Source organism: Corynebacterium evansiae, from assembly GCF_027570065.1.
Classification (GTDB): domain Bacteria; phylum Actinomycetota; class Actinomycetes; order Mycobacteriales; family Mycobacteriaceae; genus Corynebacterium; species Corynebacterium evansiae.
This window is the reverse complement of sequence record NZ_JAKMUT010000003.1, coordinates 202,667-223,859: the sequence shown is the minus strand read 5'-3', so window position 1 is coordinate 223,859 and position 21,193 is coordinate 202,667. Positions and strand designations below refer to the sequence as shown.

Here is a 21,193-nt window from a genome sequence, read left to right as displayed (position 1 = left end):
AGAACTGACAGAAAGGTATTAGTAATGAACTCCAACAAGCGTTTCCGTCGATCCGCAGTGGCACTGGCTGCAGGCGCATCCCTGGTATTCGGCGTTGCTGCGTGCTCTGACGATGCAGAGGACGCCAAGGACAAGGCTGGCGACGCAGCTAACTCCGCCACCGAGAAGGCAGGCGAGGCTGCCGACTCCGCTACCGCTAAGGCCGGTGAAGGCGAGGGCGGCGAGTCCGAGGCCGAGGGCTCCGAGAACGCTGACGCTGAGGGTGCAGAGGGCGCCGAGGGCGCAGATGCTGAGGGCGAGACCGAGAAGGTCCAGACCGCTAGCGGTGAAGAGGTGGAGCTGCCGAAGGACGTCAAGACCGCTTGGGATAACGAGGGCGGCGAGTCCGGTTCCTTCGGTAAGTTGGCCGAGTTCACCGAGGGCGAGAACGGCTCCCTGGCAACCTTCGAGAAGGGTTGGATCGCTAACTCCAAGGGCCACGGTGCAGTTCCGCTGATCGGCAAGATCGGCGAGACCTGGAACAACGGTGGCGGTCTGGACAATGAGCTGGGTCTGCCGACTGCTCCGGAGAAGGGCGACGCAGCTAACGGCTGGACCCAGTCCTTCGAAAACGGCACCATCACGTGGGCAAAGGATGAGTCCGGTCAGTACACCGAGACCATCGAGAAGCGCTAAGTTCTAACCTTCAAGTAGAACTTGATAACCCCAGGTGAGGGGCAGGAAATGCCCCGAAGCCTGGGGCTTTCTATGTTTACCCAGAGTTCATCTGACAACAATGTAATTTCCATGCGGTGCGCCTAGCGTCGAGGATGTCCGAAGCAAGTAACAACTACCCACCTCATCCGTTTCCCGGATGTAAAGCGTAGCTTTTGCGGCGTGGAACGTCCGGGTTGATCGACTCATAATCCCTTACAAGGAGCACCACCTCCATGACTTCCGCCGCGCCCACCGATCAGGCACATCAGAACTTTCAGGCAGAACAGGCTCTCAACGCGCATTCCGACGCAGAGCTCGGCCTACGCACCTATGTCCTTGACACCTCGGTGTTGCTATCCGATCCCTGGGCACTCATCAAGTTTGCGGAACACCGCATCATCCTCCCCGTTGTCGTCATCAGTGAGCTAGAGGGCAAGCGCCACCATCCGGAACTCGGATGGTTCGCCCGGCAGGCCCTGCGCATGCTCGAAGACTTCCGTCAGGAGCACGGCCGGCTGGACATGCCCAGCATCGTCAACGAAGACGGCGGCACCGTCCAGGTTGAACTGAACCACGTTGACCAGTCCGTGCTGCCCACGGGCCTGCGCGGAGAGCAAAACGACCACCGCATCCTGGCCTGCGCTTTGAACCTGCGGGCCGAGGGGCACAACGTCACACTGGTGACGAAGGACGTGCCGCTGCGCGTGAAGGCCGGTGCCGTTGGTCTGGACGCCGACGAATACCACGCCCAGGACGTTGTGCTCACCGGATACAACGGCATGGCCCGCGCGGAGGTGCCCTCCAGCATCATCGACGAGCTGTACGACGTTGGGGAGGCCGACATCTCCGGCGCCCTGACGGTAGACGGTGACGAGGTTGACGAGCTGCCGATCCACTGCGGCCTGCAGCTGACCGCGGGCAGCCAGTCCGTTCTGGCACGCTCGATGGGCGACGGCATGGTGCGCCAGGTTCCCACCGACCTGGAAGCTTTTGGAATCCGGGGGCGCAGCGCCCAGCAGCGCGTGGCGCTGGATCTGCTGCTGGATAACGAGGTTGGCATCGTAAGCCTCGGCGGCTCCGCCGGTACCGGCAAGTCCGCTCTGGCACTGTGCGCCGGGTTGGAGGCAGTGCTGGAACGCGGTGAACACAAGCGCATCGTCGTCTTCCGCCCTCTGTATGCCGTCGGTGGCCAGGACTTGGGCTACCTACCCGGTAGCGAGACGGAGAAGATGAACCCCTGGGCGCAGGCTGTGTACGACACCCTGGAAGGGGTGGTCAGCGACAATGTGCTGGAGGAGATCGACGCCCGCGGGCTGCTGGAGGTGCTCCCGCTGACGCACATCCGCGGCCGCAGCCTGAACGACAGCTTCGTCATTGTGGACGAAGCCCAGTCGCTCGAGCGCAACGTCCTGCTGACCGTGCTCTCGCGCCTGGGGCGAAACTCCCGCGTCGTTCTGACCCACGACGTTGCGCAGCGCGATAACCTGCGCGTGGGCCGCCACGACGGCATTCAGGCAGTAATTGAGAAGCTGAAGAACAATCCGCTGTTCGCACACGTCACGCTGACCCGATCCGAGCGCTCCGCGATCGCTGAACTGGTGACGAACCTGCTGGAAAAAGGATAGTTCGCTCACAGCTGCCGGCAGCCAGGTGGCGTAAATGATGGGTCTTAGGGCACAATTTCTTCCATGACTTCCGCGAACACCGCAGGGAACACTGCGAATACTGGGAACTCTGTGAACACTGCAGGGAGCGCCGCAGATAGCAACGCTGGCAACAACGCCCAGAACAGTGCCAAGCAGGCAATCTCCATCCGCCTGATGGAGGAGAAGGACTATCCGCAAGTCCAGAAGATCCTGCAGACCGGTATGGATACGGGCGAGGCGACCTTTGAGGAAAACGCGCCCGAAGCGTGGGAAGACTTTATGCGCCACCGCCTGCCCGAGCTCTCTTTCGTTGCCATCGACACGGATCCCGCAGCCGCCGCAGCCGCAGGGCTGGGCGAGGAAGGGGAGAAGATCCTGGGGTGGATCACCGCCACATCCGCCAGCCACCGTGACGTGTTCGACGGAGTGCTGGAGGACTCGATCTACGTCCACAAGGATGCCGCAGGCAAGGGTGTGGCCGGCAGCCTGCTCGATAGGCTGCTCAAGGACGCCGCCGAGCAGGGCCACTGGGCGATGCACTCCAGCATTTTCCCGGAGAACGAGGGCTCCGTGCGGCTGCACGTCTCCCGAGGATTCGAGGAAGTGGGCGTATTCCACTGCATGTCCCACATGAACTACGGGCCGAAGAAGGGCACGTGGCGCCACAACATGGTGATGGAGAAGATCCTTGAGGGTGGCCCGGCCTGGAAGTACTACCAGGAAAACCTGGAGCGCTCCGACGATGGCAACGCTGAGGGATCGGCAGAAGAGACCAAGTAACTTTCCAAGCGCAGGATCCCAACGGGGACTACTCGATGGTCTCCTTCAGGGTGTCCTGACGTACCAAGACCAGAATCAGCGCAGCCAACACGGCCACCGGCGCCATAGCCCCGAGAACTGGGACGAGGGCGTCGTTATACGAGGTAGTGATCGCGTCATGCAACGGGCCAGGCAGCGTATCGACGATCTCCGGGGTTAGTCGCGCACTGCCGCCGCCCTGGAAGTCCTTGGCGAACTCAGCCCCCTGCGGACCCAGCTCCTGCAGCGCGCCGGGCACCCGCTGGCTCATGAGATCCGCCACGCGGTGGGTGAACAGCGAGCCGATGATAGCTGAGCCAGCCGTACCGCCAATCTGGCGGAAGAAGTTATTCGAAGCCGTCGCAGTGCCCACCATCGAAATCGGGAAAGAGTTCTGCACGATCAGCACCAGGATCTGCATCGAAAGCCCCAGGCCAACACCCATCAGGGCCAAGACAAGACCGAGGTGCACGAGGGAATCGTGGGCGTCAAAAAGCCCCATAAGACCAACCGCAGTGGCGGCAACGAGCAGGCCCGCGACGGGGAACCACTTGTAGCGACCTGTCCGGGAAACGTACTGGCCGGAGGCGGTGGCGGTGACGATCATGCCGGCCATCATCGGGATCATCATCAGACCGGCCTTGGTGGGGGTCATGCCGTGCACCATCTGGATGTACGTCGGCATGTAAGCCAGCACGCCAAACATGACCACACCCGTGATCGTGCCCGCCGCAGTAGTGACCACGAAGTTGCGAACGGTGAACAGCTCCATCGGGATCAGCGGGACCTCCGCCTTGCGTTCCACCAGCACGAACAGTGTGGCCAACACGGCCGCTGCGATGCCCAAGCCGATGATGACCGGGCTGGACCAGGCATAATCGCGGCCACCCCAGGTGAGTAGCAGAATCAGCGAGCTAGTGGCCCCAGCCATCAGAACCGTGCCGGGGATGTCCAGGCGGGCGCCCGAGCCGCGCTTCGGCAGCTGGAGGTTGAAGAAGACCATCAGGATGGTGATCACAGCCAGTGGCACGTTGAACCACAGTGCCCAACGCCAGCCGGGGCCGTCTGTGAAGAAGCCACCCAGCAGCGGCCCCAGCACGGAGCTCAGACCGAAGACGGCGCCCATGATGCCCATGTAGCGGCCTCGATCGCGGGCGGGAACCACGTCGGCGATGATGGCCTGCGCGCCGATCATCAGGCCGCCGGCGCCGAGGCCCTGCACTCCGCGGGCGACGATCATCATGTCCATGCTCTGCGCCAGCGCGCCCAGGACGGAGCCGACCAGGAACAGGGTTACCGCCACCAGGTACAGCGGCTTACGACCCATCTGGTCACCCAGTTTGCCGTAGACGGGCATGCCGATGGTCATGGTCAGCAGGAAGCTGGTGATGACCCAGCTCATCTTGTTGGCGCCGCCGAGCTCGCCGACGAGGGTGGGCAGGGCGGTGGAGAAGATCATCTGCCCCAGGGAAGACATCAGCATGCCGAGCATCAGGCAGCCGAAGACTAGGGGGACGTTGTTGTGGTTTTCCTGGCGCTGCTTTTCCGCCGCGTCGAGCCGCGCCTTGGCTGCTGCGGCTTCTTCGCGAGTATCTTTCATGGGCGGTTCTCCTTGGATTTTTGTGCTTTCTGCGAGATGTTTTCTGCGGTTGAGTCTGTTGACGGCTTGAGGGTGGCCGGTTCGATGGCACTGAAGACTTGCCGTAGCCCGGTTAAAGCAACGTCAAAGTCCTTTGTGCTGTTCAGGGTTCTGCCGCGCCGTGTGGCTGAGGTTGCTGCGGCCCATTGCACCGTTGTTGCCGCGGTGACGATGAGGTGCGCTTCCTCCATCGCCTCCATGTCGGTGCTGCGGTTGCCCGGGTGGTCTTCGAGGTTCTTGCACACCGCTTCGGCGAGGTCGCTGCGTAGCTTTTCGTAGCTGGCGAGCTTCGCAAGTGCCAGGCTGGGGAATCTCTTTATTATTTGGGATCGACGCCACCTTATCGACTCCGCCAGTTCCGGATCGAGGTTGGCATTGTCCGATTTTTTAGCCTCCTCGATGCGCTTCTTGGTCAGCATGGCGTAGAGGTATTGAGGCAGGCTGCCCCGTGCCGGGGAGAAGCTTTCGAGTTTGTTGAAGTCGTCTTCGGTGAGCAACGGGGGTTGTTTGCCGACCGCAACGTGTTCCTTTGAGGAGAAGTAGTTGAAGAAGGTGCGGCGGCTGATGTCGGCCGCTTCGCAGATTTCCTCCAGGGTGACTCCATCGAAGGAACGATCGAGGAAGAGGCGGGTGGCCTCGTCCTCGATCCTTAACCTGGTTTCCAGGCGTTTGCGCTCGCGCAGTCCCATGGTTGTAGGCTCCGTGGGCTCTGGGGGAGCTGGAGGTTCCGTGGGGTCTGGGGGAGTTGTGTGGTCCGTGGGTTCCGTGGGCTCTGGGGGAGCTGGGGGATCGGAGCGGTTCGAATGCATCACTCGAACAAAGTTACACCCAGTGCAAAGTTATATCCAGTGCAATATTTGTGTGATTTTTCATACGGGTTCGCCTGGTGTGCGGTGGTTAACTGTCTTCGCTGTGGGTGGAGGCGCTGCGACTGGCTTTGCAGGTGGAGGTGCTGAGACTGGTGTTGCGAGTGGAGTGCTGCGACTAGGAGCGTGGGTGGGCACGCGGTTGTTCGCGTGGTCACAAAGTTCCATTGCGGAGGTGTAACTGTCGGAAAAGTTGCACTCCGGTGGGCTAAATGTCGGAAAAGTTGCACAACCTTGTCGGGGCGAATTCTCAATAGTGTAAAAGTGCAGGTCACGGGGGTGTTGCTGAAGGGGTCAATTCTGGAGGGGAGGACTTTTGCAACTTTTCCGACATCTAGGAAACGTGTGGTGTTGGTGTGACCAATAGCTTCTGAAGGATAGTGGTTGGTTGACGATGTGACGGCAGATAGTGGGTATTGGTCGGTGCTGGAGAGGTTGAATGTCGCTAGAACGAGAATCCGTTAATGGGATCAAATTCCAGTAAAGTAAAAGCCCAGGTCAGAGGGGTTTGATTTTCCGGAGTCGGCTGCGGCGCCGTGCGTATTCCCGTTCTAACGACATTTCGGCTCTATGGGAGCGGCGAAAGGGAACTAAAAGGGGCAGAGGAGGCCGGGATGGAAGTAAGGCGGAGGGACAGGAAAGGTGCAGGCGGGGCTGGCCGCGGTCAGACATAGGAAAACCCGCTGTCGCTCTTCCAAAGACGGTGGCTAGTACTTACTAGTAGCGCTAATGCCTACTAGTGCCTTCGGAAAACAACAGCGGGTGTGTCGGCCCGGCTTGCAGGCCAGCCAGGATGACCCAGCCAGGATGACCCGGCAAGTGTGGCCACCCGAGCCAGCGCCGCAGAAGCTAGTGTGGCCAGCCAACTAGCCGGCTGGCCCCGCAACAGCGTCAGTACTTAGTTTTCGCCTACTTATCGCGGTCGGTGTTTGCCATAGCCAGGACGTCGAGGCGCTTATCCAGCTCCTCCTCGGTCAGCTTCTCACCGTCGACAAAGCCCAGGTCGATAACCGTCTGGCGGATGGTCTTGCCTTCCTTCAGAGCAGTCTTAGCAACCTTCGCCGCAGCCTCGTAGCCAATGGCAGAGTTCAGCGGGGTGACGATGGACGGGGAGGACTCAGCCAGAGTGCGCATACGCTCCTCGTTCGGCTCGATGCCGTCGACAAGCTTCTCTGCGAAAACGCGGGCGGTGTTGGCCAGCAGCTTCGCAGACTCCAGCACGTTGCGGGCCATCATTGGGATGTACACGTTCAGCTCGAACGCACCCTGGGAACCGCCGAAGGCAACGGCAGCGTCGTTACCGATGACCTGTGCAGCAACCTGGGTTGCAGTCTCACACAGAACCGGGTTGACCTTGCCCGGCATGATGGAGGAGCCCGGCTGCAGGTCCGGCAGGTGGATCTCGCCCAGGCCGGTCAGCGGGCCGGAGCCCATCCAGCGGATGTCGTTGGCGATCTTGTTCAGGGAGACAGCGATGGTGCGCATAGCACCGGAGAACTCAACCAGGCCATCGCGGTTAGCCTGTGCCTCGAAGTGGTTCTCTGCCTCACGCAGCTGCTCCACGCCGGTCAGCTTCACCAGCTCGGCGGTAACGTTCGCGCCGAAGTCAGCCGGGGTGTTCAGGCCGGTGCCGACTGCGGTACCGCCGATCGGCAGCTCACCCAGGCGGGGCAGGGTGGCCTCAACACGCTCGATGCCTGCCTCGATCTGGCGGGCGTAGCCGGAGAACTCCTGGCCCAGGGTTACCGGGACGGCATCCATCAGGTGGGTGCGGCCGGACTTCACGACCGTCTCCCACTCCTTGGCCTTCTTTGCCAGAGACTCCTGCAGCACCTTCAGGCCCGGGATCAGGTCGTTGACGGCAGCCTGGGTTGCGGCCACGTGGGTAGCAGTCGGGAACGTGTCGTTGGAGGACTGGCCCATGTTTACGTGGTCGTTCGGGTGGATCTCCACGCCGTTGTTCTTGGCGATGGAGGCGATGACCTCGTTGGTGTTCATATTGGAAGAGGTACCGGAGCCGGTCTGGAACACGTCGATCGGGAACTCAGCGTCGTGCTTGCCCTCGCCGATTTCCTTGGCGGCGGAGATGATGGCATCCGCCTGCTCGTCGGTCAGCAGGCCACGGTCCTTGTTTACCTGCGCGCAGGCCGCCTTCAGCAGACCCATCGCGCGGATCTGTGCGGACTCCAGCGGACGGTCGGAGATCGGGAAGTTCTCCACCGCACGCTGCGTCTGCGCACGCCACAGAGCCTTCGCGGGAACCTTAACCTCGCCCATCGTGTCGTGTTCAATGCGGAATTCTTGCTCGGTCATTCTTTCATCACCTTTATCTTCTTAGCTTTTTGACGCCTCCCGCTTCGAACCCACCGAAGGGCTCAAAGTCGGGAACCGTGGGAAAGCGGATTGTCTTTCGTGCCCCGCACGGACACCGCCCAATCTACCTAAAAGGCCTGCTGTACGGCGGCGGCGTGGGGGCGTCATAAAAAGAGCTAGTTACGGGTGTAATCCAGTACGGAGTAGGACTGCAGCTTCGCCAGCTGGTGCTGCGACTCGATGAAGCGGATCGTGCCGGAGCGAGAGCGCATGACCAGGGAACGGGTGGTGGCGGAGTTCTGGTGGTAGGAGACACCGCGCACCATATCGCCGTTGGTCACGCCGGTGGCGACGAAGTAGCAGTGCTCGGAGTTCACCAGGTCGTTGGTGGTCAGCACACGGTCGAGGTCGTGGCCTGCGTCCAGGGCCTTCTGGCGTTCAGCCTCGTCCTTCGGCCACAGCTTGCCCTGGATCTCGCCGCCCATGCACTTCATAGCAGCGGCGGCGATAACGCCCTCCGGGGTGCCGCCGATGCCCATCATGATGTCCACGGAGTTGGTGGCGGTGTCCTGGGCGGTTGCCACGGCACCTGCAACGTCGCCGTCGCCAATCAGGCGGACCTTCGCGCCGGCCTCGCGGATCTCGCGGATCAGATCCTCGTGGCGTGGGCGGTCCAGCACGACGACGGTGATGTCGCCCGGGACAGTGCCCTTGGCCTTGGCCACGGCGTTGATGTTGTCAGCGACTGGAGCGTCGATGTCCACCTTGCCCACGGCCTCCGGGCCAACGGCGATCTTCTTCATGTAGAACACTGCGGACGGGTCGTACATGGATCCGCGCTCGGCGGCGGCGATCACGGAGATGGCGTTCGGGCGGCCTTCGGCCATCAGGGTGGTGCCGTCGACCGGGTCGACGGCGATGTCCACCGCCGGGCCGTTGCCGGTGCCGACCTGCTCGCCGTTGAACAGCATGGGGGCTTCGTCCTTCTCGCCCTCGCCGATCACGACAACACCGTCCATTTCCACGGAGTTGATCATCTGGCGCATCGCATCCACGGCCGCGCCGTCACCGGATTCTTTCTGTCCACGGCCAACCCACTTGCCGGAGGCGAGGGCGGCGGCTTCCGTCACGCGGACCAGCTCCATCGCCAGGTTGCGGTCCGGAGCCTCCGGGTTGGGGGAGACAGCAGGGATGTGCTCAGTAGACATGATCTTCAAGCTCTTTTCTGTTGCTGATTGGTGGCTGATAGGTAATTGTTTCCACTCTTCTTCCATTGTGCCTCATTTACCCCGGACGCTGTCTGATGCTGCGCCTTAAGTTTCGCCGTCCAGCCCAACCCAGGGTTAAGCCCAGCCCAACCTAGGGTTGATTTGGCCAGGCCAGCGGAGGCAATGCGATAATGGCGGGCGTGCAGATTCAAAAACCCCGTGCGTTTCAATCCACCAAGGACATTGTGCTTTCCCTGGTGGTGCTGTTGGTTGCCATGTTCCTGACGGTCGGGTTCACGGGCCTGTGCTCCTTTAACCCTGGAGAGGCTGATCGATCGGGTCCTGTGCAGGAGGTCGATGCGGATACTGTGCTGCAGATGGATGCCCGCACTTTCGATTTCCCCATCCGTAACCCGGAGATGCCGGAAGGCTGGGTGGCCAATTCCGCCCGCCGCGTGATGGTCGGCGGCGAGCCGTCGAGCCTGGTCGGTTGGGTTATTAACGGGGAGAGCTACATTTCCTTGACTCAAACCGGAGCCGACTTTAAGGCCGCCTCCAAGCCTGATGATTCCGTGCGGGAAGAGACTGGCACGGAGACCACGGGGGATGTCGAGTGGCACGTCTTCACCGGCGAGGATGCTCGCCCGCTGTGGGTTGCTGACCTGGGGGATGTGCGCTTGGCTATTGAGGCGATGGCCTCCCACGAGCAGACTCGCACTGCCGCGGAGAAGATCGCTGCGACGCAGCCAATTGACGTCACCGACGCACGCTAGCCCTCGTTCTGCGCCGCGGCGTTGCGTGCCTCGCGCTGCTGTAGCGCCTGCTCGATGCGCTTGGACGCGCCGTTGAGGTAGTCCTCGCAGTATGCGGCCAGTTCTTCGCCGCGTTCCCAGTAGTTCAGCGACTCGTCGAGGCTCATCTGCCCGAGCTCGAGGATCTTCACGACCTCCACCAGTTCATCGCGTGCCTGCTCGTAGCTCAGCTGGTCGAGCGGGCGAAACTTCTGCTGCTCGCCATTGTTGGTGTTGTTGGTGCCGTTATTGGTGTTGTCCGCCATCGTTTTATGCCTCTCCTGTGCTGCTGTCTGTCTTGCTGCTGTTCTTATTTATGACGCCCCCAGGCGCCGCCTGCACACCCATCGCCGCGGCCGTGATGGATCCGTCGGGGACACGGATGCGCAGCTGCGAACCGGGATTAACTTGATCCACCGTGGTGACCACCTGGGCTCCAGATTTGTCGCGCGGAATGACCTGCACGATGGAATAGCCACGCGCAAGGGTCTGGGACGGCCCCAGGGCATTGACCTGCGCCTTCAGCGACTCGATGGAGGAGCGCAGCGAGCGGACGTGTACTCCCAGAGCGCGATCCTTGCGCTGCAGAGCCTCCGCGATGATGTCCTTCTGACGAGTGACCGGCAGGCTGGGGTCCGCCATCACGGGCCGGGTGCGGATCTGCGCCAGCCCCTTACGTTCGTGCGCCACCCAGTTACGCAGGGCTCCGGCGCCGCGCTGGCGTGCTTCGCTGATTATTCGCAGTTCTTGAACCACATCCGGGACTACCGTCTTGGCTGCGTCCGTGGGGGTGGCCGCGCGGACGTCGGCCACGTAGTCCAGCAGGGGATTGTCTGGTTCGTGCCCGATGGCCGATACCACAGGGGTGCGCAGGCGGGATACTTCGCGCACCAGTGCTTCTTCGGAGAATGGCAGGAGGTCTTCCACCGAACCACCGCCACGGGCGACGATGATTACGTCGACCGCCGGGTCCTGCTCCAGCTCGTGTAGAGCATCGACGACCTGCGGAACCGTCTTCGGGCCTTGGACGGCTGTATTTATCACCCGAAAGCGCACTGCGGGCCAGCGGCGCTTGGCCACCTCCATCACGTCCCGCTCCGCCGCCGAACCACGACCGGTAATCAAACCCACGGTGGTGGGCAGGAAGGGCAGGGGAGCCTTCAGGCGGGGATCGAAAAGACCTTCGGCGAACATGGCCTTCTTCAGCTGTTCGATCTGTGCGAGCAGCTGGCCGATACCGACCTGCCGAATTTCCGTGACCCACAGGGAAAAGCTGCCGCGCTTGGAATAGAACGATGGCTTGCCGTGCACGACAATGCGGTCGCCGTCCTTCACTGGCGTGGCCAGGTTCTTTAGCGCGCTCGTTTCCACGGTCAGGGAGACTGAAGCTTCCAGGTTCACGTCGCGCAGGGTGATGTAGGAAAACCGCCAGGTGCTCTTCATGTTTACCTGCGTGACCTGGCCTTCGACCCAGATGAACCCCAGCCTTTGGATCCAGTTCTTCACCTGGTCGTTTAGCTGCCCGACCGCCCACGGGGCCTCAGCGGAGTTTGGAACACTCATGGTTAAGCATTCTAAATGAAGGCTCGGACACCAATGGATGACCAGTGGACGAGCTGTGCAAGGGCAGGGGATGGGCACTGTCAGGTACTTCCATTACGATGGGGCACATGACTACCCCAACTACCGAGGCAACTGCCGATACTAAAAAGGTTTATCTAGCTGCCCCGCGCGGTTATTGCGCCGGAGTCGATCGTGCCGTCGAGTCCGTCGAGAAGGCTTTGGAAAAGCACGGTGCACCGCTGTACGTGCGCAAGGAGATCGTGCACAACAAGCACGTTGTGAAGACTTTCGAGGATCGCGGCGTGATCTTCGTCGACGAGACCTCGGAGGTCCCTCGCGGCTCCAACGTGGTGTTCTCGGCGCACGGTGTATCGCCCGCGGTGCACGAGGAGGCCCGCCAGCTCGAGCTGAAGACTTTTGACGCCACGTGCCCGCTCGTTACCAAGGTTCACCACGAGGTCACGCGCTTCGCCAAGCAGGGATACCAGATCATCCTGATCGGCCACCACGGCCACGAAGAGGTCGAGGGCACCGCGGGTGAAGCCCCGGACGTCGTCCACTTGGTCGACGGCGAGGAAGACGTGAATGCGCTGGACTTCCCGGAGGGCACGAAGCTGGTGTGGCTCTCCCAGACCACCCTGAGCGTGGACGAGACCATGACCACCGTGAAGCTGCTGCGCGAGAAGTTCCCGCACATCCAAGATCCGCCGTCCGATGACATCTGCTACGCCACCCAGAACCGCCAGGTAGCGGTTAAGGCCATTGCGCCGAAGGTGGAGCTCATGATCGTGGTCGGTTCGCAGAACTCCTCCAACTCCAAGCGCCTGGTAGAGGTAGCCCTGCAGCACGGCGCGCAGGATGCCCACCTGGTGGACTACGCGGAGCAGGTCGATCCCGCTTGGCTGGATGGCGTGACGCACGTCGGCGTGACCTCAGGCGCATCGGTGCCGGAGATCCTCGTTCGCGGTGTGCTGGAGCTGCTGGCGGAGAAGGGCTATGGCGAAGTGGAGGAAGTCACCACCGCCACGGAGGATCTGATCTTCTCCCTGCCACGCGAGCTGCGTCCGCCGCGCACCCAGAAGTAAAACGCGATGTAAATCGCCAAAGGGGGGTAGAACTAGCCCCCGTCTGTTTAGTCGCGCTCGTCATCGAGGTAGCGCTTGGGGGACATGCGCCGCTCCGGGAAGGGGACCCGGCGGCGCTGAGCGTTCTCGCGCAATTCTTCAGAGCTGCGGGTTACCCGCTTGGCGCTAGAACGGACGTCATCGCTGCCGGAGCGTTCTTCGAACCGCAGGAACTCCTCGTCCCTATCGAAACTCCTGTCGGAATCCCTATCCAAGCTTCTGGCGGCGCGCTCCTGATAGGGGGCAGGAACCGAATCCCCGCCCCGCGGGATGCGGGTAATACGCTGTGTCGTCCGCTCTGAACGCTTCCGCGGTTCGTAGCTGGGGGCGTCATCAGAAGAACGAGTACTTCTGCGCGCGTGGCTCCGAGCATGCGAACGCTCCTGTGCGCGACCGTAGGTCTCAATGTTGCTGCGGTCGGATTCGCTGCGACGACGGCGCTGCATCTCCAGCTTCGCGGCCTTGCGGGTGAGGGACTCGCGGAAGTTCCACCAGCGGAAAATCGCGATGCCCAGCGCGACGAGGAAGGGGATTAGCAGCCACAGGTAGTGCTCAATGGCGGGGTAGATCGATGTGATGACCTTCGTCTTCCGGCTGGCAATCGTCGCCCTACCGGAACTGAACCAGCCAATCAAAAGCGATCCGAACAGGTAAAACAGTGGGAACGACGCGACGGTGATGAACAGCCCGCGCGGCTCGACGAAGATGGTAGAGGCAATCATCCCGACTGCGAAGAGTCCAAAGAAAAGAGTCGGGATTGTGGTATCGCCATTGGCGAGAACCAGGCCGGTGAAAACGATGGCCAGCATCACCAGCGCGGGCGCCCAGACGGGGAACCAGTGCGCCGGTGAATCATCGTGCGTCACCTCAGCCATGCCGCGGTTGCGTACGCCACGCTGCACGGAGCGGCTATTGCTTCTGTGTCGGCTGCTTTCGGTCACGGGGTAATGCTACTTCTTTGGCTCGCTCTACTCGTTATTGCCACGGAGGGACTTATAGATTGACTGCACCCTATCGCGGATCTGTGCCCTCTTGTCGCTGAGGGATGACGCCCCTTCGCCTCCGTCGGCCGCCGCCTCCGCAGGATCGTCGCTGCTTGCTGTGGCGGTCGTGGTCTCGGAAGAATCTGCAGAATCGGCAGAATCGGTCTTGTCGGAGCTATTCAGCATCATTGCCTTGCGCAGCTCCTGCCAGCGTTGGGCGGCACGCTCCGACTGTTCGCCTGTGAGGGAACCGGCGGTGGTAGCAAATTCGATGTCCTGGGAGGTTTTCTCGCCCGTGGCGAGGTCCGTCAGGTCGCCCATGTAACGCAGGATCACGGCGATCATAGCGGCGCACGGCACGGCCAGGAAGGCACCGATGATGCCGAAGAGGGTGGAGCCCAGGGTGACGGAGAGCAGGATGATGACAGGGTGAACGTTCATCGCGCGGGACTGCAGCACCGGCTGCAGGATGTTGCCCTCTAGCTGCTGGACGGCAATGACCAGGAGCAGTGCCATAACGGCGGTGTTGAAGTCGACTGCCACCAGCGCGATCAACACGGACAGAGCACCTGCGACGAATGCACCGACCATGGGGATGAAGCCGCCGAAGAACGTCAGGATAGCCAGCGGGCCGGCCAGCGGCACGTTCAGCAGGACGAGGCCCAGGCCGATGAAGATAGCGTCGATGGCGGACACGATGGCCTGGGTGCGGATGAAGCCGCCCAGGGTGTTCCAGCAGCGAGTCAGGACCTCGGTCAGGTGCCAGCCGACGCGGCGGCCCGTCACGCGGCGCAGCATCGGCAGGAAGTTCTCTCCGTCCTTCAGGAAGAAGAACGTCAGCACCAGCATCACGAAGAGAGTGACCAGCAGGGAGGCGGTCTCCGTGCCGAAGGCGGCAATGCTTGTTGCGATGTCGCCGGACTTGTTCTGTAGCCAATCGGTGATCTGCTGGACACCATCGTTGAACTGGCTTTCCTGCAAGTTCACGGGAGGTCCTTGCAGCCAGTCCTGGATCCGGCCGATGCCGTCGCTGGCCTGGTTGACGATCGTTTTGCCCTGTTCCACGGCACTGGGTGCGATGGCAGCGAAGGTGCCGATGATGAGGGCGAAGAAGCCCAGGATAGAAATCAGCACAGCCAAGCTGTTGGGGATCTTCAACTTGCGGAGCAGGCGCACGACCGGCCACAGCACGGTACATACGATCACCGACAGGCAGACCGGCAGAATGCCGGCCCAGAGCTTGCCGAAAACTTGGAATCCCAGGTATAGCGCCGCGGCGATGATGATAAAGCGCAAGCACCAGCCTGCAAACCAGCGACCGGTGGTGCCGATGACCTCCGCGCGGTCGCGCAGTTCAGGGTTTAGCTCCTCATCGATAGGAGACTTCTTAGCGGGCTTCTTGGCCTTCTTCTTGACCTTTGCGGCGTGCGAGCGAAGCCCGGGGCGGTCGTCGGTTTCCGTTTCTCCGTCTGGCTCGTGATCTTCAGTCAACGGCTTTTCCGTTCCTGTCGTGGCGCGGGCAGTGTTGCGCTCCTGGACGTAGGCATCGCCCTTTTCCTCCACGGTGGGGGCAGTTTCTGCTCGCTTGTCCTCGACCAGCTCGGCCTCGGGGGAGTCGGGGCTTACGGTTGGGTGCTTGGCTGCCTGCGGTTCGTCAGCGAATTGGCCATGGCCGAGGCGCTCTTCGTCTCTATCGTCGCCCGGTATTGGGATGTTTTCCGTATCCATTCGATGGGAACCCGCGATAAAGTCTGCAAAATCACGGCCATCCTTACGAGGAAAGGACCTGTCGTGGGGGTTCTGGGAGTTCATTCTCCCTATTCTGCCTCACGCAGGTCCAAAACGGGAGTTTATGACGCACCCCGGGGCGTGTTTATCAGCGGCTTAACGCGCCGCGGAGGATGTGTTCACCTGGAGTAGAGACTCGTTGTCCGTGCCGGGTGCGGATCCCAGCTCGCCGGTGGTGGCGTCATCCGTTTTCGCGAGCATAAGAATCGCTGCAACGAGCCCACCCCAGATCACGATAATGAACAGGGCCATCAGGAGAATTGCGGGGCCGGTCATGACAGTTCCTTTCCATTGTTAGGGCCATTGTTAGAGCCGGTGGCAGAAGTAGCGGCGGTGGCAGCGCCATTGACGAGCGGGTTCGGAGTGCCACTCGGCCGACCCTTTGGAGGCACGCCGTAGTCCGAACTCGGCAGACCATCGAGGAACAGGTTGCCGCGGAAAGGCACGAAGCTCCATACCACCGCGCCGAGGCCGATGATGATGAGCACCAACCAGCCGTAAGCGAAGATCGTCCCGGATGCGTATCCCTCGTAGCCTTCGGAGAGGAGAGTACGGATCTCCTCGAACAGGAAGTACAGCAGCACCGCAGGGGTGATGGCGAACACGCAGGCCTGCCACACAACACCCAGGCGCAGCTCCGAAACAGCGTTGAGGTGCTGCGCCATCTCGTTACGGCGCCCCTGGATCCAGCCAATGCTCAGAACCGCGGCGACGGCACAGATCACGATGCCCAGGTTGTTGGTGAACTTGTCCATGATGTCCAGGGTGATCAGACCAGACGTGGTGGAGAACAGCAGGCAGGAGACGACGGCCATGACGCCACCGATGGTGATGGAGGCGACCTCACGGGTCAGGTTTAGCTTGTCCTTCACGGCGGAGATAACGACCTCCATGATGGAGATCAGCGACGTAATACCAGCCAGGAACAGGGAGCCGAAGAACAGCACGCCGAACAGGGGCCCGGCTGGCATTTCATTGATGATGGTCGGGAAGGCGATGAATGCCAGGCCGATGCCGCCGGAGACAGATTCCTCGACGGAGGTGCCCGACTGTGCAGCCATGAAGCCCAGGGTGGCGAACACGCCGATGCCGGCCAGAACTTCGAAGGAGGAGTTGGCGAAGGCCGTCACCATACCGGTGCCGGTGAGGTTCGTGCGCGGCTTGAGGTAAGACGCATAGGTAATCATGATGCCGAAGCCGATGGACAGGGAGAAGAAGATTTGGCCGTAGGCGGCGATCCATACGGAGGTATCGGACAGGACGCTCCAGTCCGGGGTGAAGAACGTGTTCAGGCCGTCGGCGGAACCTTCGAGGAATAGGGCTCGGACCACCATGACGACGAAAAGGACGATCAGCACCGGTACGAAGAACATGGTGACGCGGCCGATACCCTCGTTGATCCCGCGGGCAAGGGTGAAGATACAGACCACCCATACTGCGGCCATGACCAGCAGAATCGGGATGACGAAGTCGCCTGTCCAGGCGGAGGAATCGTCAACCTTCAGGAAGTCGCTCATGAAGTAAGACTCTGCGTCTTCACCCCACGTCTTGCCAATGGACTTCCAGGTGAAGAGGCCCGCCCAGGCGATGATGGCAGCGTAGTAGACCGCAATGAAAAAGTTCACGCCCACCTTCAGCCAACCGATCGGCTCGGCGTACTTGCTGGTACGGCGGAATGTCAGGGGAGTGGAACCGCGGAAGCGGTGGCCCATGGCGAGGTCGAACCACAGTAGTGGAATGCCCGCGGTGAGTAGTGCAACCAGGTAGGGAATCAGGAAGGCGCCGCCGCCGTTTTCGTAGGCGACGTAGGGGAAGCGCCAAATGTTACCCAGGCCGACCGCGGAGCCGATTGCGGCCATGATAAACACGAGGCGGGTGTTGAATGTTTCCCGTCTCTGACGGGGACTGGCTTCAGGCGAGGAAGATGAAGTGGTCATTGAGGTGCAACTTTCTAGCAGGCATCTCGCAAGGCGAAGAGTTAACAGAAGAGGCTTAATGGGTGGTAAAGCCTCAAGGTTTTCTAAGGTGCATTCACTATATGACCGTTGAAAGGTTCTGATAGTGGGTTTCCACAATTCTTTTCCGAGATTGACTAACCGATGAAGAGATGGGGGTAGTTTCTTTGGGGTGTCTGGGGGTAACTGGGGCGGGCGTGGGGGGCAGCGGTGGGCGTCAATAAGAAGCAATAAGTATGGCAATAGAGGCAATAGAAAGGGCGCATTGGAGGCAGCGACGGCCGGGCGATAGGATGGGGCACGTGACTCTTACTCTTGGAATTGTTGGCCTGCCCAACGTGGGCAAGTCCACGCTGTTTAACGCCCTGACCCGCAACGATGTTCTGGCTGCGAACTACCCGTTCGCGACCATTGAGCCCAACGTGGGGCTGGTGGAGTTGCCGGACCCACGCCTGACGCGCCTGGCCGAGATCTTTGAATCCGAGCGCATCCTGCCCGCGACTGTGTCCTTCGTGGACATTGCCGGCATCGTGAAGGGCGCCTCCGACGGTGAGGGTATGGGTAATGCCTTCCTGGCGAACATCCGTGAGGCGGACGCGATCTGCCAGGTGGTGCGTGCGTTCTCCGACGACAACGTGATCCACGTCGATGGGCGTGTGGACCCGGCCAGCGACATTTCCGTCATTGAGACGGAGCTGATCCTGGCTGACCTGCAGACGGTGGAGAAGGCTCTGCCGCGCCTGGAGAAGGAAGCGCGCAAGAACAAGGAGCTGGCCGAGCAGGTCGAGGGGGCTAAGAAGGCTCAGGCGATCCTGGAGGATAGCCGCACGCTGTCGAGTGCCGCGGCGCAGGGGGAGATCGACCTGGCAACTGTGCGCGATCTGCACTTCCTGACGGCCAAGCCGTTCCTGTACGTGTTTAACTCCGACGAATCTGTGCTGACCGACGAGGATAAGAAGGCGGAGCTGCGCGAGCTGGTGGCCCCGGCGGACTGCGTGTTCCTGGACGCAGCGACGGAGGCGGACCTGCTGGAGCTGGACGACGAGGAGGCGGCTGAGCTGCTGGAATCCGTTGGTCAGACCGAGCCGGGGTTGCAGACCCTGGCCAAGGCTGGTTTCGCGACGCTGGGGCTGCAGACCTACCTGACCGCTGGGCCGAAGGAGGCTCGTGCGTGGACGATCCACAAGGGTGACACTGCTCCGCAGGCGGCCGGCGTGATCCACACGGACTTCGAGAAGGGCTTCATTAAGGCCGAGATCGTGGCCTTTGAGGATCTGGACGAGCTCGGTTCCATGGCAGAGGCCCGCGCCCACGGCAAGGTTCGCCAGGAAGGCAAGGACTACGTGATGGCCGACGGCGACGTGGTGGAGTTTAAGTTTAACGTGTAGTGCTTAACCTCTGCGATGAACTCTTTGATCCCGGGACGTGATGAGGACTGGGGCTATTGTGCTCCCCCGAACGCTATGGCCCGGGGACACGAGGCTGTGTCGCAGGTGCAAGCGAGAGGACCAGGAGCGAAACACAGACCGCTGAGTCGACGCAGTCACGGTAAAGACGGAGCCGTCTAGGCGGTGCTCGAGGTTGCGCGAGATACGGTGACGCTGGGCGTCGGTAAGCGATGCGCATTCGGCGACATCGATGGAAAGCTGGACTTTGCCGTCCGTCGTGTTGACGCCCTGGCCGCCTGGAGTCGACGATTTCGCGACACGCTCCGCGAGATCGGCGGCGATGACCGCACCGTCGGGGATCCCCGGGCCGGGCGCTATGGTCAGGTCGTTCATGCCGCCCAGCCTAGGTGCCCACAACCCTTTCTCGTCTCGGCGGAAGCGGAGACCGCGTCGCGACGGCCGGGATCCAGCCTCAGTATTATCCTCGCCACCGGTTGATTCGAACGCTTTTTGCTCCTCCTTCTCCCGTCGGGCTTCGATTTCAGCGGCCTCCGTAGGTGGCAGTGATCGCTGGATCCCTCGAACTACCGGTTCCGATCAGCGGTCGAAGGATTTTCGCAGCAGCCGGACCTGCGGCGCCGGTGCCGCCGCCGTAGCCTGACGAGCATCCCCGCCATGACGGCCATCACGACGGCGGTCCCGGCACCGATGATCCAGGGATTACCGAGGAGCCCACCGACGCCTGCAAGTGCTCCGCCCGCCGCGATGAACGGCAGGCCGCAGCAGAGCAGCGACGGAAGCGCGCAGCATGCCAGCAAGAGCAGCCCGGTCACTGCAGCGACGACGGGACCGGCGCGCCATTCGTCGCGGTCCTGATCGGCGCTGATCGTCTGCTTCAGGATGAGATCTCCCCGATTGCCTGTGTTGCCGTTCATGCGCAGCACGACAGCAGCGACGGGTCGGTGGTGAAGGCCTTCGCGGCGATCCGGATGCCCTCGGCCATGGTCAGGTAGGGGGCCCAGGCGTTGGCGACCTCGGCGACGGTCCTGCCGAGCACGTGGACGCCTGCGGCGGCGAGCTCCCCGGCGTCCTTGGCGACGGCGGTCAGGCCGAGGATCTCGTTCGTCTCGGCGTTCACGACGATCTTGATGAACCCGCGGGTGTCGCGGTTCACCAAGGCGCGGGGCACGTGGTGCAGGGGCAGGACGCGGCAGTCGCAGCGGATCCCCGCGGCGAGGACGTCCTTCTCGGTCATCCCGACCGCGCCGATCGCGGGCCCGGTGAACGTCACCCGCGGCAGGCGGGCGTAGTCGACGGACCGGTCGGCGTCGGCGAACGCGTTCTCGGCGACGAGGGTGCCGTGGTGGGCGGCGACGTAGACGAACTCGGGGTGCCCGGTCACGTCGCCCGCGGCCCAGACCCGCGGGTTCGAGGACTGCAGCCGGTCGGAGACGACCACCTCACCGGAGTCTCCGGTATTCACCCCGACCGCATCGAGGTTCAGGCCATCGGTGACGGGACGGCGTCCGAGGGCGACCAGGACCTGGTCGGCGCGGAACTCCTGCGAGCCGCCGGACAAGGCGGCGGTCACGACGGCCTCGCCTCCCGTGCCGCGGGAGACCCGGGTGGGCACTGCGCGGCTGATGACGCGGATGCCCTCGTCGGCGAACACCTCCTGGAGCGCCTTCGACACCTCCGGCTCCTCCTTCGAGGCGAGCCGGGACCGCACGAGCAGCGTGACCTGCGAGCCGAGGCGGGCGAACAGCTGCGCCTGCTCCAGGGCGACGTAGCCGCCGCCGAGCACCAGCAGCGACTCGGGGACCTCCGTCAGCTCCATCGCCGTGGTCGAGGTCAGGTATCCGGTCTCCTCCAGGCCGTCGATCGGCGGTGCCCACGGGCGAGAACCAGTCGCGACCAGGTAGTGGTGGGCCTCGATGGTCTCGACGCTTCCGTCGGATCCGGCAACATCGAGAACCGGCGCATCAGGGGTGCCCACGAACGAGGCGTCGCCGCGGAGGACCTGCCAGCCGTAGGAGTCGGCGACGTCGGCGTACTTCTCGCCGCGCAGCGACTCCACCAACGCTTGCTTCCCAGCGATCAGCGCGGGCATGTCTACGGGATCCGCCGTCGTCGCGATCCCGGGGAACCGGGTTGCGGCGTCGACCGCGACGTGCCGCGCGCCGGCCGCGGCAATGAGCGCCTTCGACGGGACGCAGCCCGTGTTCACGCAGGTGCCGCCGAGCGTCCCGCGCTCGATCATCACTACCGACTTCCCGAGCGTGCTGGCGCGGATCGCAGCGGCGAACGCGCCGCCTCCCGATCCGATGATGGCGAGATCGTACTTCGTAGGCATCGCTGCTCCTGTCAACTCTTGGCTTTCTGCTCTGTCTCAGCCATACTGGACCTTCCAGTGCAGGGGAAGGTCAAGCGCGGCC

Annotated in this window: 19 protein-coding genes; 6 read left to right on the top strand and 13 right to left on the bottom strand. The window is 62.3% G+C overall.

Annotation, left to right across the window (positions count from 1 at the left end; all coding sequences use genetic code 11):
* Nucleotides 1-24 precede the first annotated feature (24 nt).
* The 3 genes from L8V00_RS04635 (at nt 25) to L8V00_RS04625 (ending at nt 3,122) form a co-directional block, all read left to right on the top strand.
* Nucleotides 25-675, top strand: coding sequence for an LGFP repeat-containing protein (locus tag L8V00_RS04635; RefSeq protein ID WP_269944332.1), 651 nt, complete (start codon nt 25-27; stop codon nt 673-675).
* A gap of 254 nt (nt 676-929) precedes the next feature.
* Nucleotides 930-2,321, top strand: coding sequence for a PhoH family protein (locus tag L8V00_RS04630; RefSeq protein ID WP_035005789.1), 1,392 nt, complete (start codon nt 930-932; stop codon nt 2,319-2,321).
* Between the two features lie 63 nt (nt 2,322-2,384).
* Nucleotides 2,385-3,122, top strand: a complete 738-nt coding sequence (locus L8V00_RS04625; protein ID WP_269944331.1) for a GNAT family N-acetyltransferase — start codon at nt 2,385-2,387, stop codon at nt 3,120-3,122.
* A gap of 28 nt (nt 3,123-3,150) precedes the next feature.
* Here L8V00_RS04625 and L8V00_RS04620 read toward each other — a convergent pair whose 3' ends face one another.
* From L8V00_RS04620 to glpX, 4 genes are all read right to left on the bottom strand, one after another.
* Nucleotides 3,151-4,740, bottom strand: a complete 1,590-nt coding sequence (locus L8V00_RS04620) for an MDR family MFS transporter (protein WP_269944330.1) — start codon at nt 4,738-4,740, stop codon at nt 3,151-3,153.
* Nucleotides 4,737-5,468: a TetR/AcrR family transcriptional regulator gene (locus L8V00_RS04615; protein ID WP_269944329.1), complete on the bottom strand. Its 732-nt coding sequence runs from the start codon at nt 5,466-5,468 to the stop codon at nt 4,737-4,739. The genes L8V00_RS04620 and L8V00_RS04615 overlap by 4 nt, the downstream gene beginning before the upstream one ends.
* Before the next feature lie 1,086 nt (nt 5,469-6,554).
* Nucleotides 6,555-7,958 (bottom strand): class II fumarate hydratase, encoded by a 1,404-nt coding sequence (locus L8V00_RS04610; RefSeq protein WP_049049125.1) that lies wholly within the window; start codon nt 7,956-7,958, stop codon nt 6,555-6,557.
* A 176-nt stretch (nt 7,959-8,134) separates the two neighbouring features.
* Nucleotides 8,135-9,166 (bottom strand): class II fructose-bisphosphatase, encoded by a 1,032-nt coding sequence (gene glpX / locus L8V00_RS04605; protein WP_034964419.1) that lies wholly within the window; start codon nt 9,164-9,166, stop codon nt 8,135-8,137.
* A 191-nt stretch (nt 9,167-9,357) separates the two neighbouring features.
* Here glpX and L8V00_RS04600 point away from each other — a divergent pair, with 191 nt between their 5' ends.
* Complete coding sequence (locus tag L8V00_RS04600) at nt 9,358-9,939, top strand: DUF4245 domain-containing protein (protein ID WP_269944328.1); 582 nt, start codon at nt 9,358-9,360, stop codon at nt 9,937-9,939.
* Here the strand turns inward: L8V00_RS04600 and L8V00_RS04595 are convergent.
* Nucleotides 9,936-10,223, bottom strand: a complete 288-nt coding sequence (locus L8V00_RS04595) for an exodeoxyribonuclease VII small subunit (protein WP_049049124.1) — start codon at nt 10,221-10,223, stop codon at nt 9,936-9,938. The two genes, L8V00_RS04600 and L8V00_RS04595, sit on opposite strands and share 4 nt — an antisense overlap.
* A 4-nt stretch (nt 10,224-10,227) precedes the next feature.
* Entirely contained in the window at nt 10,228-11,520 is a 1,293-nt protein-coding gene (gene xseA, locus L8V00_RS04590; RefSeq protein ID WP_049049123.1) for an exodeoxyribonuclease VII large subunit, read from the bottom strand.
* A 98-nt stretch (nt 11,521-11,618) separates the two neighbouring features.
* Here xseA and L8V00_RS04585 point away from each other — a divergent pair, with 98 nt between their 5' ends.
* Entirely contained in the window at nt 11,619-12,605 is a 987-nt protein-coding gene (locus L8V00_RS04585; RefSeq protein WP_049049122.1) for a 4-hydroxy-3-methylbut-2-enyl diphosphate reductase, read from the top strand.
* Between the two features lie 47 nt (nt 12,606-12,652).
* Here the strand turns inward: L8V00_RS04585 and L8V00_RS04580 are convergent, their stop codons facing one another.
* The 4 genes from L8V00_RS04580 to L8V00_RS04565 all read right to left on the bottom strand — a co-directional run bounded on the left by L8V00_RS04580 (nt 12,653) and on the right by L8V00_RS04565 (nt 17,352).
* The gene (locus tag L8V00_RS04580; protein ID WP_035005771.1) at nt 12,653-13,585 is read right to left on the bottom strand and encodes a DUF6542 domain-containing protein; all 933 of its coding nucleotides are present in this window, start codon (nt 13,583-13,585) and stop codon (nt 12,653-12,655) included.
* A 27-nt stretch (nt 13,586-13,612) separates the two neighbouring features.
* The gene (locus L8V00_RS04575) at nt 13,613-15,439 is read right to left on the bottom strand and encodes an AI-2E family transporter (protein WP_269944327.1); all 1,827 of its coding nucleotides are present in this window, start codon (nt 15,437-15,439) and stop codon (nt 13,613-13,615) included.
* A gap of 72 nt (nt 15,440-15,511) precedes the next feature.
* On the bottom strand, nt 15,512-15,691 hold the full coding sequence (metS, locus tag L8V00_RS04570) for a methionine/alanine import NSS transporter subunit MetS (RefSeq protein WP_035005767.1): 180 nt from the start codon (nt 15,689-15,691) through the stop codon (nt 15,512-15,514).
* Nucleotides 15,688-17,352 (bottom strand): sodium-dependent transporter, encoded by a 1,665-nt coding sequence (locus L8V00_RS04565; protein WP_070488222.1) that lies wholly within the window; start codon nt 17,350-17,352, stop codon nt 15,688-15,690. Before L8V00_RS04565 ends, metS begins: the two co-directional genes overlap by 4 nt.
* Before the next feature lie 320 nt (nt 17,353-17,672).
* Here L8V00_RS04565 and ychF point away from each other — a divergent pair, with 320 nt between their 5' ends.
* On the top strand, nt 17,673-18,758 hold the full coding sequence (gene ychF, locus L8V00_RS04560; RefSeq protein ID WP_269944326.1) for a redox-regulated ATPase YchF: 1,086 nt from the start codon (nt 17,673-17,675) through the stop codon (nt 18,756-18,758).
* A gap of 3 nt (nt 18,759-18,761) precedes the next feature.
* Here ychF and L8V00_RS10050 read toward each other — a convergent pair whose 3' ends face one another.
* From L8V00_RS10050 to merA, 3 genes are all read right to left on the bottom strand, one after another.
* Complete coding sequence (locus tag L8V00_RS10050) at nt 18,762-19,151, bottom strand: peptide chain release factor I (protein ID WP_338027529.1); 390 nt, start codon at nt 19,149-19,151, stop codon at nt 18,762-18,764.
* A 191-nt stretch (nt 19,152-19,342) separates the two neighbouring features.
* Nucleotides 19,343-19,693, bottom strand: a complete 351-nt coding sequence (locus tag L8V00_RS04550; protein WP_034970986.1) for a hypothetical protein — start codon at nt 19,691-19,693, stop codon at nt 19,343-19,345.
* Nucleotides 19,690-21,111 (bottom strand): mercury(II) reductase, encoded by a 1,422-nt coding sequence (gene merA / locus L8V00_RS04545; protein WP_071057146.1) that lies wholly within the window; start codon nt 21,109-21,111, stop codon nt 19,690-19,692. The genes L8V00_RS04550 and merA overlap by 4 nt, the downstream gene beginning before the upstream one ends.
* Nucleotides 21,112-21,193: the final 82 nt, after the last annotated feature.

Bases quoted from the DNA above. Each gene is read 5' to 3' on its own strand.
- L8V00_RS04635 (WP_269944332.1), top strand. From the start codon at position 25: ATGAACTCCAACAAGCGTTTCCGTCGATCCGCAGTGGCACTGGCTGCA.
- L8V00_RS04630 (WP_035005789.1), top strand. From the start codon at position 930: ATGACTTCCGCCGCGCCCACCGATCAGGCACATCAGAACTTTCAGGCA.
- L8V00_RS04625 (WP_269944331.1), top strand. From the start codon at position 2,385: ATGACTTCCGCGAACACCGCAGGGAACACTGCGAATACTGGGAACTCT.
- L8V00_RS04620 (WP_269944330.1), bottom strand. From the start codon at position 4,740: ATGAAAGATACTCGCGAAGAAGCCGCAGCAGCCAAGGCGCGGCTCGAC.
- L8V00_RS04615 (WP_269944329.1), bottom strand. From the start codon at position 5,468: ATGGGACTGCGCGAGCGCAAACGCCTGGAAACCAGGTTAAGGATCGAG.
- L8V00_RS04610 (WP_049049125.1), bottom strand. From the start codon at position 7,958: ATGACCGAGCAAGAATTCCGCATTGAACACGACACGATGGGCGAGGTT.
- glpX (WP_034964419.1), bottom strand. From the start codon at position 9,166: ATGTCTACTGAGCACATCCCTGCTGTCTCCCCCAACCCGGAGGCTCCG.
- L8V00_RS04600 (WP_269944328.1), top strand. From the start codon at position 9,358: ATGGCGGGCGTGCAGATTCAAAAACCCCGTGCGTTTCAATCCACCAAG.
- L8V00_RS04595 (WP_049049124.1), bottom strand. From the start codon at position 10,223: ATGGCGGACAACACCAATAACGGCACCAACAACACCAACAATGGCGAG.
- xseA (WP_049049123.1), bottom strand. From the start codon at position 11,520: ATGAGTGTTCCAAACTCCGCTGAGGCCCCGTGGGCGGTCGGGCAGCTA.
- L8V00_RS04585 (WP_049049122.1), top strand. From the start codon at position 11,619: ATGGGGCACATGACTACCCCAACTACCGAGGCAACTGCCGATACTAAA.
- L8V00_RS04575 (WP_269944327.1), bottom strand. From the start codon at position 15,439: ATGAACTCCCAGAACCCCCACGACAGGTCCTTTCCTCGTAAGGATGGC.
- metS (WP_035005767.1), bottom strand. From the start codon at position 15,691: ATGACCGGCCCCGCAATTCTCCTGATGGCCCTGTTCATTATCGTGATC.
- L8V00_RS04565 (WP_070488222.1), bottom strand. From the start codon at position 17,352: ATGACCACTTCATCTTCCTCGCCTGAAGCCAGTCCCCGTCAGAGACGG.
- L8V00_RS10050 (WP_338027529.1), bottom strand. From the start codon at position 19,151: ATGAACGACCTGACCATAGCGCCCGGCCCGGGGATCCCCGACGGTGCG.
- L8V00_RS04550 (WP_034970986.1), bottom strand. From the start codon at position 19,693: ATGAACGGCAACACAGGCAATCGGGGAGATCTCATCCTGAAGCAGACG.
- merA (WP_071057146.1), bottom strand. From the start codon at position 21,111: ATGCCTACGAAGTACGATCTCGCCATCATCGGATCGGGAGGCGGCGCG.